Origin of the sequence: Rhodococcus sp. APC 3903 (assembly GCF_030407755.1) — a bacterium.
GTDB lineage: Bacteria > Actinomycetota > Actinomycetes > Mycobacteriales > Mycobacteriaceae > Rhodococcus_F > Rhodococcus_F erythropolis.
Genome location: NZ_JASDCV010000011.1, coordinates 60,230 through 73,202, shown reverse-complemented (window position 1 = coordinate 73,202; position 12,973 = coordinate 60,230). Strand labels below are relative to the sequence as shown.

The 12,973-nt window shown below is 62.7% G+C and carries 8 protein-coding genes; 1 reads left to right on the top strand and 7 read right to left on the bottom strand.

Features of this window, described 5'->3' with window-relative positions; translation table 11 throughout:
- Window position 1 precedes the first annotated feature (1 nt).
- From QMA15_RS17100 to QMA15_RS17070, 7 genes are all read right to left on the bottom strand, one after another.
- Window positions 2-2,338 (bottom strand): EAL domain-containing protein, encoded by a 2,337-nt coding sequence (locus tag QMA15_RS17100; RefSeq protein WP_021331710.1) that lies wholly within the window; start codon window positions 2,336-2,338, stop codon window positions 2-4.
- Window positions 2,339-2,575: 237 nt separating this feature from the next.
- Complete coding sequence (locus QMA15_RS17095; protein WP_029256518.1) at window positions 2,576-4,198, bottom strand: MFS transporter; 1,623 nt, start codon at window positions 4,196-4,198, stop codon at window positions 2,576-2,578.
- Window positions 4,199-4,305: 107 nt separating this feature from the next.
- A complete protein-coding gene (locus QMA15_RS17090; RefSeq protein ID WP_279163456.1) occupies window positions 4,306-5,469 on the bottom strand; it encodes a VWA domain-containing protein in 1,164 nt (387 codons plus the stop codon).
- Complete coding sequence (locus QMA15_RS17085) at window positions 5,466-7,652, bottom strand: DUF5682 family protein (protein WP_290285537.1); 2,187 nt, start codon at window positions 7,650-7,652, stop codon at window positions 5,466-5,468. Before QMA15_RS17085 ends, QMA15_RS17090 begins: the two co-directional genes overlap by 4 nt.
- On the bottom strand, window positions 7,649-8,764 hold the full coding sequence (locus QMA15_RS17080) for an AAA family ATPase (RefSeq protein WP_020909497.1): 1,116 nt from the start codon (window positions 8,762-8,764) through the stop codon (window positions 7,649-7,651). The genes QMA15_RS17085 and QMA15_RS17080 overlap by 4 nt, the downstream gene beginning before the upstream one ends.
- Window positions 8,761-10,245, bottom strand: a complete 1,485-nt coding sequence (locus QMA15_RS17075; RefSeq protein WP_290285536.1) for a DUF5691 domain-containing protein — start codon at window positions 10,243-10,245, stop codon at window positions 8,761-8,763. The genes QMA15_RS17080 and QMA15_RS17075 overlap by 4 nt, the downstream gene beginning before the upstream one ends.
- Entirely contained in the window at window positions 10,242-11,540 is a 1,299-nt protein-coding gene (locus tag QMA15_RS17070; RefSeq protein WP_290285535.1) for an SWIM zinc finger family protein, read from the bottom strand. The genes QMA15_RS17075 and QMA15_RS17070 overlap by 4 nt, the downstream gene beginning before the upstream one ends.
- 116 nt (window positions 11,541-11,656) lie before the next feature.
- Here QMA15_RS17070 and QMA15_RS17065 point away from each other — a divergent pair, with 116 nt between their 5' ends.
- Complete coding sequence (locus QMA15_RS17065) at window positions 11,657-12,964, top strand: HNH endonuclease signature motif containing protein (protein ID WP_290285534.1); 1,308 nt, start codon at window positions 11,657-11,659, stop codon at window positions 12,962-12,964.
- The last annotated feature ends 9 nt before the right edge of the window (window positions 12,965-12,973 follow it).

Here is a 12,973-nt window from a genome sequence, read left to right as displayed (position 1 = left end):
TTCACAGCCACGTAAGTGGGTGGACGCTGCGCCCGGTTTCCGTGTCCGTGGCGGCAAGATACACATCGACGCGCTCAGCGGTCAGAGCCTTGCTGATGTGATAACCCTGGACCAGGTCACACCCGACCCACTGAACGCGGCGGAACTGCTCGATGGTCTCGACGCCCTCGGCCAACGATTTCATACCAAGGGCCGCGGCCAATTCGACGATGGACTTCACCACGGACATCTTCGGATCGTCCGAGTCGGTGACCAGCATGCGATCGATCTTGAGAACGTCGATTGGAAGTCTCTGGAGCGTGGCGAAGGAAGAATAGCCGGTCCCGAAATCGTCGAGTGCGACGGTAACCCCGAGCTCACGCAGCTTGTAGAGATCCCGGATCGCGCGATCGTCCACAACACCTGTCTCGGTGATTTCGAGCTGCAGCAGATGCGGAGCCAAGCCCGAATCCGTCAGAGCTTTCTTCACCATCGCACCGAACTCTCGCGACACCAACTGCACTGGTGAAACGTTGACCGAGACGCCGATTCCGGTCGGCCACCCCGCAGCAGCCGCGGTCGCCATCGCCATTGCCTGCGCACCGAGAGGAATGATCATTCCGGTTTCCTCCGCCACCGAGATGAACTGGCTGGGCCCGATGAGGCCGCGACTGGGATGGTTCCACCGTAGAAGAGCCTCGAAGGCCACCACTTCACCGGTCTGAGTATCGACTTGAGGCTGATAGTGGAGATCGAACTGCCCTTCCTCGATCCCTCTGTCCAGCTCGTGGAGCGCAGTCGCCCGCGCCGATGCCCTCGCCCGCAGCAGCGGCGAGAACTTGCCTACTCGATTGCGCCCCGTCGACTTCGCTTCGTACAGAGCCAGGTCCGCCAGCATCACCAATCCGTCGGCGTCTGTCGAATCCTCGGGCGCGCTGGAGTAACCGATCGTGGCCCGCACTTCTATTCGATTGCCTTCGACGAAGAATGGTTCGTGCAGCACTTCCAGGTACCGATCGAAGATCACCCCGGGATCGTCGCGCGACGACGTGCAGACGATCAGCCCGAATTCGTCGCCGCCCATCCGCGAGCACATGTCCGAACCTACGACCTTGCGCAGGCGTTTCGTGACTTCGAGAAGTAATTGGTCCCCGATCGGATGTCCAAGGGTGTCGTTGACCGATTTGAAATTGTCGAGGTCGAGAATCCCGACGAGAACCTGCTTGTCCGGCGCCCGAGAATTGATCGCTTCCTCGAGCGCCACACCGAACGCACGACGGTTCGGCAACCCGGTCAACGAGTCGGTGGCCGCAAGCCGAAGGATCTCCTGCTCGTGGACATACCTCTCCGTGATGTCGGAACCGACACCGCGCCAACCCAGAATCACGCCGGATTCGAGGACCCGTGGATTACCGGAAAGAGACCACCAGCGGCGCCTACCGTCGACATGCACCGGCACGACGGTGTCCCGGAAGGGGGCACTCGATTCGAGTTTGTCGATCATCTGGGCCGCGGCCGCACGCCCCTCCGGACTCGACGCGATCTGGAGTCTGGTGAGGAGTTGCCCGAAGGTGAGTTGCTGCAACTCGTCCACCGTCATACCTGCGACCTCGGCGAGACGTGCCGAGGTGTGTGAGAACCGGCCGTTGGTGTCGCACTCCCACAGCCAGTCGCGGGAACCGCCCTCGAAACCGTCGAGCAACAACGCCACCGTCTGACGCTCGGATTCCGCCTGAAACTCTGCGAGACAACGTCTCTGGAACGAGGCCGACAGATAGACCGCCCCTACGGTGAGCGCAAACATGTAGATGCACAACTGAATCGCAAGTACGCGAAAGTGGGGTTCGGCGTGGACGATGAGAACAGTGAAGACGCCGAGGCCGTGAATGTAGATCCAGGTCAGGCTCACCGATCTCAGACTGGAGAACGTCACGGTCCCGGCGCCCATGATTCCTGCCATCGTCGCGATCAGAACCAAGTCACGGAAGACGTCCATGTCGTGAAAGAGCAGGGCAAAAAGTGCGACGTCTAGGGTCGCGACAACGATCACTTCGACGAGCAGACCCACGTAGTCGTAGCGCGGTGTGTGCTTCGACGGTCGCCAGCGAAGCGGTATCCATACTCGAATCGAATTCGCGAGGACAAGAAAGATGAGGGCGCCGCCCAACCACCTGAGCGTCTGACGTCCGGGCGGGACGGTGTAGGTCAGAATCACGACCAAACTCGCCATGTACGCAAGATTGGCGAACGGCGCGACGGCCGCAGCCTCGTCGATCTGACGGCGAAACAGGCTGTTGCAGTCGGTCTCCGAAGCAGGATCTTGCCGACTCAATCGACTCAATCGACTCAGACGGTTCATCAGTGAGGCATCCCGACACCAGCGCAGGCGCCATCAGCGGGCGTCGAATCCGCTCGCCTGGCCATCCGAACCTCCCCTGGCTCCCCACCGAACCCTTATCCGGTGAAACGTCAGTGTTTCAGACTCGCTGCTTGTTTCCTTCACAACGGTAGCCATCTGACGAATCGATTGTGCGCAGATCACTATATCCAGAGGTCGTTCCGTCGATCGTCCAGGTCGATCCGCGATTGCTGATTCTTAGCTCGAACCACGTTTGTCGCCGACCGCGACGCGGGGGATTCGAGCGGTCGGGAACAACGCGGCGATTGCGAGCAGCGCTGCCACGGCAAAAGCGACACGCAACGCGTCCAGCCTGGCTTCTTCGTTCACGTCCACGATCGCATCCGCCGTGGACTCGGCGACGCCGGCGTCATTGAGAGCGGATCGGAGTTGCGTCGTCGACAGGAACGGCACGCCCGAGGCCATGTCGGTGCTCGCTTGCTGCTGCACCGATGTCGGAACCGCCGGATTGTCTTCGATTCCGGCGATCGCCGACGTCGTGAGAGTGGCAATGAGAACCGATCCGATCAGGGCAGTTCCCAGGGATGCGCCGAGGTTGGTGGCGGTGTTCTGCAACCCGCCGACCTCGGTACTGCGCTCGTCCGGGACCGAGGACACCGTGACGGCTCCGAGCTGCGAAGACAGGCACCCCAAGCCGAAACCCATGAACAGCATGGGAATCATCACGATCGCCGCATTGGCGCCGGGGTCCATGCCTGCCACGAGCATCAGAATGCCGACGACCATGACCAACAATCCGACTCGGACCACGCGTCGCGGGTTCGCGGTAGGCCGTAGCTTCGGAATACCGATCGCCGCCACGACGAGCGCCGCCGACAACGGCAGGATGCGAATTCCGGTCTCGAGAGCGCTGAGCTCCAGAACTACGGACAAGAACAAAGGAACCGCGAAGAACACGCCCGCCTGCACCAGAAACTGCGCGAAGAACATCGACAGCCCGCCACTGAGTTCGCGGTTTCTCAGCATCGCCGGATCGAGCAGAGGCTCCTTCCCCGCAGCGGCCAGGCGCCCCTCCCATCGCAGGAATCCGTAAACGACAAGGAGCCCGACGATCAGCAGCCACACCACCGGAGACAACCCCACCAGCTGCGGCCCGCCAGGTTTGGCCTGCACCCAACCCCACTCGCTCGAACGCAGCACACCGAAGACGATCATTCCCAGTCCCACCACGGACAGGATCGAACCGAAGTAGTCGAGGCGCGACTTCGACGGTGGGACGTCGACCACCTTGCTGAGCACCAGCAAGATCAGGACGACGATCACGACTTCGCCGACGAACACGTAACGCCACGACGCAAATGTCGTCGCCGCGCCGCCGATCAGCGGCCCCACTGCCACGGCTATCGCGCCTGCTGCAGCGACGAGGCCGTAGGCCGCCGGACGCTTCTCCGCCGGGAAGTTGGTGGCGACGAGCGCAACGATCGCGGGCATGATGAGCGCCGCGCCGACGCCTTCGAGGAACGACCACCCGATCAACAGGACCACGAGATTCGGGGCGAGCGCAGTCGTCAGAGAACCAGCGCCGTAGATGACCAAGCCGAGTGCGAAGGCTCGGCGACGGCCCATCATCGAACCGACTTTGCTACCCGTGATCATCAGAGTCGCCATGACCAGGGTGTAGAGCGTGATCGCGGTTTGAATGCCGGTGATGCTCGTGCCGACGTCCTCGGCGACGGTCGCCATCGAAACATTCATGACCGAGCTGTCCAGGGTCATCAGGAACTGGCTGCTCGCCAACACCGTGAGAACCAGCCCCGAACCCGCCTGCGTAGTCGAACCAGCAACCTGTCCGTCACCCATCGTGCGGGTGTACCCGGTGCTCAGGTCTTCGAAGCAGACCGGTCAGTGCTGTTTGAGGCTGTTCGAGGCTGTTTGAGTCAGTGCCGTTCGAGTCAGCGCTGTTCGAGTCAGCGCTGTTCGAGTGCGAGTTGATCCGCCCAGGCCGACACGTCGCCGCGTTCCAGAGCGACCGCGAGCAGTTCCGGAAACTTGTCCGGCGTGCACGCAAACGCGGGAATCCCGAGGGCACCCAGCGCCGCTGCATTGTCGTGATCGAACGATGGAGCGCCGTCGTCCGAGAGCGCCAGCAGAACCACAACCTGAACGCCGGCATTCTTCATGGCCGCCATGCGCCGCAGCATCTCGTTCCGAATACCGCCCTCGTAGAGGTCCGAGATCAGAACAAACATCGACTCGGCAGGACGCGAGATCAGCGACTGGCTGTACGCGATTGCGCGGTTGATGTCCGTGCCCCCACCGAGTTGGGTCCCGAAAAGAACGTCTACGGGGTCGGACAGTTTGTCCGTCAGATCGACGACGGCGGTGTCGAAAACCACGAGCGAAGTCTTCAGCGCTTGCATCGACGCCAACACCGCGCCGAACACGGACGCGTAGACGACGCTGGACGCCATCGAACCCGATTGGTCGATCGCCAGGACCACGTCGCGCTGCACAGATTTCGACTTGCGGCCGTATCCGACGAGCCGCTCGGGGACGACGGTTCGATACTCCGGCAGGTAGTGCGACAGATTTGCTCGGATGGTTCGGTCCCAGTCGATGTCACGCAACTTCGGATTCGACGTTCTGGCCGAACGATTGAGTGCCCCGGTCACCGCGGCCTTCGTTTTCTGCGCGATTCGCTCTTCGACTTCCCGAACCACCTTGCCGACGACCATTCGAGCAGTGGCCTTGCTGGCCTCCGGCATGACCTGGTTGAGGCTCAGCAGCGTCCCGACCAGATGTACATCTGGCTCGACGGCATCGAGCAGTTCCGGTTCGAGCAGCAACTGCGCCAAACCCAGTCGGTCGATTGCGTCCTTCTGCATCACGTGCACCACCGTGCTGGGAAAGTACGTCCGGATATCGCCGAGCCATCTGGCGACGGACGGCGCCGACGCCCCCAATCCGGCTGAGCGGCGGCGCCCCTTGGTCGGGCCGGACGAGTCGTAGAGCGCTGCGAGAGCTGCATCCATTCGACTGTCGCCCGGTTGGCCCAGCCCTCCCGTCGATTCTTCGGCGGATTCCCCGAGCATCAATCTCCAGCGCCGAAGGCGCTGATCGTCGTCGCTCATACGCGCGCTCCCAGTATCTCGGCAACGACCGCCATTGCCGCTCGGCCGCGTCGAGTATCGGTCTCCACTGTCGTCTCGACGCGTCGTCCACCTCTGACCGCCTGACCGATCGCTCGACGCTCCCCTGCCTCGAAGGCTCCGAACGTGCGTCGAAGCAACGGAAGCGTGTCGATGAAGTCCTGCTCACGAAGTTGGCGGACCCACGTGTCGATCAGCGTGAGCAACGCTCGATCGTGAACGAGCACAAGCCCTCCGCCGCCGAGAAACCCGTCGACCCACCCGGCTTTGGCGGTCGGCGCGCTGCCCACGGACAGGGCCCGAGACAAGCGCTGGGCTGCAGCGGTTTCCGTGATCGAACCGCTGTCGCGCAGTAGCCGCACCATCCGTCCGACGAGTAAACCGTTGACGTCGTCACGGTCGATCACGCCGGCCATCGCCTGCAGCCACCGTGCGCTCGCATCGCGATCGTCACGGACCATGACTGCCGAGTGAACCTTGTCGAGGTGATCGCGAAACTCCTCGGCGCTGGGATCGTCCAGTCCGGTGACGGCGACTGCGAGGCCGGTGCAGATCCGGATCAACAAGCTGTCGGCGACGTCGATCAACGCCGTCACATCGGTTCCGCGCACATCGCCGTATCGCAGCGTTCGGGTCAGCGTCGGTAGCGCCGCCATCAGATGTGACACGTCATGGTCTAGTGCCGCAACTGTTTTCACACTCTCCAAAACCGCAGACAAAGCTGCCGGGAGGTTTGCGAGCAGTGAGTTCTCCAGTAGTCCGATCAGTGACGCGAGAGTGATGTCCGGCTCGTTGATCTTCGAGACGACACGTGATGCCGCCGCTGTGGCCACCGTCGTACCCCAGAGCGACGCCTCGATCACCGAGACCGAGAATTCGGGCTTCCATTGCAGCGCCCAAGTCTCTCGGAAAGTTCCGGTGGAACGGACCTCACTGTCGGCCGGGGTTCCCCAATCGATCTCGAGGATCCCCAGTCGGTGCAGGAACTGGGAACGCTCGACGTCGATATCGCGTCGCAGGTCCAGATCGAGATTCTTGGCTCCCGCTTGTTGTTTGAGCCGCAAAGTCTTCGAACGTGCTCGCAGGTCTGCTTCGAGCGGAACCGTCGGTGTTTCTTCGGGCACCGCGCCCAGGGCTTCGCCCACAACGAGTCTTCGTGTGATCAGATCCAGAAGAACGTCGTTTCCGTCGCACATCACCGACCTCGTAGCCTCGGTAACTTCCGACAATCCGGCCAGCGGGCGAGAACGCAGTGCAGCCAACGTATCTGCCAATCGGACAGCTTCGATGACGTGAGCACTCGAGATGGGAAGGTCCTCGTCCCTGAGCACCCTCGCAACTTTGGTGAGCCACCGCGTGATCGTCTTGTCGTTCGCGGTGAACAGATGGTGATACCAGCCCGGCGAGGTAATTCCGGCTCCGTAACCCGATGCCGACGCCAGGCGTGAATGTGTCCAGGGAACCCAGGTCAGCGAGGTCTTGACCTTGGACATCCCCTTGAGAATGCGGGCGTCGGGAGCCGCAGGCCCCAGGGCTCCGACCAACGCCGGCGCGTGCCAGGCTCCGCAGACGACCGCTACCCGCTCGGCGCCATCCTTCAACGTCTTTCGCAGCACCTGCCGCATATACGCTTCGCGATGCGCTGTCTCCTCGTCGATCGGCACTGTCTCACGCAGCGCCTCCATCGCCTCGGTGATCGCATCGAAAGAATCTGCGCCCGAGCTTGATTCGATCACCGAATCCCACCAGCGTTCGGTGTCGTCGAAACCCGCGGCCGCGGCCAGTTCAGACAGAGGATCGCCCTCGCGGACAGTACGAATCCCCTGATCCGCCAACACGTTGAACGCGGGCAGATCGCAGAACCTTGCCTGCACACCGTTCTTCGCAGCCCACTGCAGCGCTTGCCATTCAGGTGAGAACACCGCAAACGGCCAGAAGGCCGCCTTCGACGGTTCGCCAGTAGCGTACGCGAGCAACGCAATCGGCGGTTCCATCGACTCCGATGCCGCCAGCATCACCAACGGGTCTGCATCCGAAGGACCTTCGATCAGGACCACGTCGGGGGAAAACTCTTCCAGGCCCTGCCGAACCGAACGAGCAGATCCCGGGCCGTGGTGACGGATACCGAAGACCCGGACACGCAGGTCCGGAATCACGATGGTCACCCGGTGACCTCGCGGCACGCCCGGTAGAAGTCGGACCACTCGCCGCGTTCACGCACTACTGCCTCGAGGTACTCGTTCCACACAACCTTGTCTGCGACCGGATCCTTGATCACCGAACCCAGGATTCCGGCAGCGACGTCGGATGCCCGCAGTACGCCGTCCCCGAAATGCGCAGACAACGCCAAACCGTTGGTGACCACCGAGATCGCCTCCGCCGTCGACAGAGTTCCGGACGGGGACTTCAACTTGGTGCGGCCGTCGGTGGTCGTGCCTGATCGCAGTTCCCGGAACACGGTGACGACCCGGCGAATTTCCTCGGCTGCTGCGGGGGTTGTCGGCAATTCCAGTGCTGCGCCCAACTGTTCGACTCGGCGTGCCACGATAGCCACCTCGTCCTCCTCGCTGGCCGGCAACGGGAGAACAACTGTGTTGAACCGTCGACGCAGTGCGGACGACAGATCGTTGACACCGCGATCGCGATCGTTGGCGGTAGCGATCAGATTGAAGCCCTTGGCTGCCTGCACCTCGATGCCCAGTTCCGGCACCGGCAACGTCTTCTCGGAGAGAATGGTGATGAGGGCGTCCTGCACGTCGGCCGGAATACGCGTCAACTCTTCGACGCGGGCGATCTTCCCGGTTTCCATCGCGGTCATCACAGGTGACGGCACCAGCGCACCGGCGGTCGGCCCCTCCGAGAGAAGGCGTGCGTAGTTCCAGCCGTAGCGGATAGCTTCCTCGGGTGTACCCGACGTGCCTTGAACCAGGAGCGTCGACGCACCCGAGATTGCAGCCGAAAGGTGTTCGGAGACCCAGGTCTTGGCTGTACCCGGCACGCCCAACAGCAGTAGCGCCCGGTCGGTGGCAAGGGTTGCGACGGCCACTTCCATCAACCGCCGTGGACCGACGTACTTCGGTGAAATGACCGTTCCGTCGTCGAGAGTGCCACCCAACAGATACGTAACCACGGCCCAGGGCGACAAGTTCCACGACGGTGGACGCGGGCGGGTGTCCTGCGCGGCCAGTGCTTCGAGTTCGAGTGCGTACTCCTGCTCCGCGTGGGGCCGCATCAGCTTTGCCGGTTCTGTGGTGGGCACGGTTACGCTGTCAGTCATGTGAGCTCCTCGAGCAGGGTCTTGCGGTGGGTGATGGCGCTGGCAGTTCTGGCGAAGGTCTGCCGCCAGTCCGGGTCACGTGCACGCTCCGCAGCCCGATCGAGCAAAGTTACTGCGCTGTAGGGAAATCGACTCTCGGCTAGGCGTAGCGATGCGCTGTATTTGTAGCGCGAGAATTCGCCGGCCTTGGCGCCCCCATCGGCACGTCTGGCCGCAACTCGTTCCCACTGGGCCACGACTGCCCGGGTGATGTCATCTGGCCATGGACCTCGCAGAGCGTCGTAGATCGCTGCCCGGCCCGGGTGCAGAACATTGGCGTCGCCGTTTCCAGACCTCAACAGGTCAGCCAACGCCTTGGCCGGCACCAACGGGAGTAGGCGTCGATCGGTGGCCGTGCCGCGCGTGCGAAAGAGTTCCAGCGCCCATTCCGCATTGTTCTGCGCGACTGCAGCGGTGGACCAAGCGTCGTGAAGGATCGGCTCCCAGCCTTCGTCAACGCTCATCCCCATGACCTTGCCGGGTTCACCGATCATGTTGTTCCACAGAGACAACGGTGCAGAACTGATCGCCTGACGCACATACTCGGCACGATAGTCGGTGTGTGGATTCGGCCGATCTTCGATGCCGTCTCGCCTCGACGCCGCATCGACTTCCTCAGGCGGCAGGATGACCAACGTGGATCGAAGCAGTTTCCGCTCCACCCGCGCCCATTTCTGAACCCGCGCAGCCATTCGCTCCCCGAACTCCGATTCGGGAATACGTCCGAGCACCTCCGCTGCTGCGCGTCGCACGTCCTTGCGACGGTCGTCGAGGGCTTCCTCCAACAATGGTTGATCGTCGGCGCTCGATCCGATTGCCAGAGTCGAGACAAATGCAGCCTTCTGTTCGCCCCGCTCGGTGCCCCACGATTTTCTGAGTTCGGCCAGTGCCAGCGCGGGATCTGTTCGGCGAGTGTCTATCAGCCACTGCGTGCGCTGGGACGAACTTCCGTGACGCCAGACATCCGGATTTGCATCCCTGGTTCGGACGAGCTTGCTCCACTCGGGGTTTTGCGCGGCTAGCCATCGGCCACGCTCGCCGACGATCTGCAGGATGCTCTCCCGGTGAGCTTCGCTCGCACGTGCAAAGGAAAGCAACTCGGCGACCAGATGATCAGGCGCACGGTAGTTGCGCTCCAACGCGACTGCGAACCACTCGTCGAGCAAGGTCGCCTTGGCCGCGAGCATCGACAGCAGGTGCGCCGATGAGGATTCCGGCAGCGTGAATCGCACATCGTCTGGAGCAGGTGTCGGCACGGCCGCCGTGGTGGAGCCCGCACCGCCACGGCGGTACGCCCTCTCCAACGCTGCTGCTGCCAGAAGCATCTCGGCAGGATCGCCGTCGAGTTCGCGGGCATGGCCTCGCACTTCGGCCGGCAGCTCCTCGAATGTTGTCGAGGTTCTGGCAGTCCCGAGAAGAGCAACCGAGATCAATGTGCTCACAGCACGATCACCTGCCCTCCCGTGAAAACCGAGATCGGAGTAAGAGCCAGCGCATTCCACGTTCCGCAGACCGTGACCGGGTACCCGCCGGAAATACCGAGCAACTTCCACAGAAGATCCGAATCACCCTCTGCCCGAAGCGCTGTGCCCGATTCGTCGACGAGAAACCAGGAACCGTCGACGAACGACGGGACCACCGAACTGATCACTGCCGGCCATGAGCGCAACCAGGGATCTGCGGCGAGGGCATCGGTAAACTGCTGCAACGCAGCGTCGATGCTTCCGAACGGCATGGTTGTGAAGGGCTCCGGTTCACCGTGCGTTGCCCCCATCCGCGCCCGCAATGCCGCGGCACCGGGATAGAAATGAACATCGGCATTGAGCAGAAACCCGACTGGCGGCGTTTCGGTGGCAAAGTTGGGTGACCCGTGGGAGAAGTCGAGCAGCATGGCCCACCGTTTCGAATTCCTGCCGAGCATCCACACGGTTCGGGTGAACAGTCGCTTCTCCTCGGTGATCCCGGAACCGAGAATCATCCAGTTCTCTTTCACCGGAATCGATTCCATCACACTCTCGGTTGAGACGGGATAGCCGACGTGCGCTTTCACCGAATAGGCAAGATCTTCCGGCAACTTGGACAGCTTCTGATGCCCAGCGACCAGCAGGTGCAACCGAGCCAACTCGTCGAGGACCTTCTCGGGCCAGTTCTCCGTAGACGCAACGATTCCCGCCAATGCTCGAAGCGTGCCTGCAATACCGGGCGCCTGAGCATCCACCATTCGAGCGGCTACCGCGTCGAAGCCCGCCCAAGATGTGTCCATCGCCGCCAGACCACTGCGGATCTGATCGGTGATCCACAGGTCCAATTCGACGAGCCCGCCCGCAACGCGGTCGGCGCGCTTCTGCGCTGTCGCCGGGTCGGGAGACTTCTTGGGAGCCTCGTCACCGCTTTCGCCGGTGTTCTCGGCCTTCTCCTCGCGGCGCGACAACCACTCTGCCGCGAAGTCGGCCGGCTCGTCCGGCGACGGCACACGCCCTTCCGACCATTCCACCAGCAGCCCCAGAGCATGTTTGCACGGAAACTTTCGACTGGGGCACGAGCACTTGTATGCAGGGCCCCGCAGGTCAACCACTGCTTGATACGGCTTCGAGCCGCTGCCCTGACACAGCCCCCAGAGCGCGAGACCGCTACTGCCGGCATGGCTCCACGAACCAGCCAACTTACGCGCAGCGGCCAGCGATGCGGCGTCGGGAGCTACCGACGCCACCTGCCCAGCTGTCCACGGCGAAGTCACTCGACCACAGTATGACAACCCGCTGACATCGCAGAGTCAGGCCGATTCTTTAGTGAATCAGCTCTTGACTCGAACGCATGTTCGAGTATGATTTGAGGTGGGGATCGGGGGATTCAATGAGTATCAACACATCATCTGACGTCGTTTGTGGTTCGGCGGTGGGGTTGCGCGGACGCCTGTGGCGGTTGACTGCTTCTGAGTTACGTGCCGCTGCGGTGTCGGCGAGTGCGGAGATTCTGCGGCTCGAGGCCGTTCGGGTGGCGGTGGTCGACGAACTCTCGATGCGCCCGGATGATCAGGTGATCGCCAGCCGCGGTGTCGGTTCGTGGTTGGCGGCCAACACGATGCTGCAGGTCCGGGACGGGAAGAAGATCGCCGCCCTCGGTGCAGCGCTACGACCGTTTCCCGCGGTGACGGCCCGGTTCGACGTCGGGGACTGCTCCTTCGAGCACGCCGTGCTGATCGTGGCGTTCTGCGAATCACCACCGAAGGGCATGCCCGACGCCGCGCTCCCTCGCTGTATCGACCTACTGTTGGCTGCTGCTTCCGGTGTGGAGGCCACGACGACGAAAGTCCGGAACGTCATCGCGACCTTGGAGCGAGTGTTCGAATCCGATGAGATTCCACCCGCCGAAGATGTGGATCGCAACGAGCTCCGGATCGCGTCGACGTTGAACGGCCGGGTGGTGGTGCGCGGCGATTTCGACGCCCTCACCGGCGAAATGTTGTTGTCGGCGTTGTCGAATCTGACGATGCCCACCCCGGCACCCGATGGAACCCCCGATGCCCGGTCGGCGGCGAAACGGACCGCGGACGGGTTCACCGAACTGATCCGCCGCTACCTCGACTGCGCCAAAACCGGCACCGACGGTGGCCAGCGTCCGCACGTGAACGTGCACATCAACGGCCGCGATCTCGCGGAGCACCGGGACTGCGCCGCAACACCCTCCAAGACTGATGACGGAGTGGCTGTGTCGGATCTCGATGTCGGGCACATGCCCTGGCTGGGGCCGCTGTCCGTGTCGCAGACCAGGCTTCTCGGGTGCGATTGTTTCCTCTCGACTGTGCTGCTCGACGATCACGGGGCGCCACTCGATGCGAAACCCGGGAAACGGTTGGTCTCTGCGGAGCAGCGAGTGGCGTTGATTGCGAGGGACAAGGGGTGCGCGTTCCCCGGCTGCACATGTGTACCGGCCTGGACCGACGCACACCACATCCGGCACTGGGCCAACGGCGGCCCGACCGTGATGAACAACCTTGTCCTGCTGTGCCGTTCGCATCATCGATTGATGCGCCGAAAATCCGGGTTCGTCGGGAAATGGGAAATCCGAATAGGCACCGACAACAAACCGTGGTTCATCCCACCACCCTCGATCGACCCGCAACAGCACCCGCGACCGGCGAACACCACCTTCAAAACCTGAGAAGAACCT

Excerpts from the sequence above, each read along its gene's own strand:
- QMA15_RS17100 (WP_021331710.1), bottom strand. The coding sequence starts at position 2,338 with ATGAACCGTCTGAGTCGATTGAGTCGATTGAGTCGGCAAGATCCTGCT.
- QMA15_RS17095 (WP_029256518.1), bottom strand. The coding sequence starts at position 4,198 with ATGGGTGACGGACAGGTTGCTGGTTCGACTACGCAGGCGGGTTCGGGG.
- QMA15_RS17090 (WP_279163456.1), bottom strand. The coding sequence starts at position 5,469 with ATGAGCGACGACGATCAGCGCCTTCGGCGCTGGAGATTGATGCTCGGG.
- QMA15_RS17080 (WP_020909497.1), bottom strand. The coding sequence starts at position 8,764 with ATGACTGACAGCGTAACCGTGCCCACCACAGAACCGGCAAAGCTGATG.
- QMA15_RS17065 (WP_290285534.1), top strand. The coding sequence starts at position 11,657 with ATGAGTATCAACACATCATCTGACGTCGTTTGTGGTTCGGCGGTGGGG.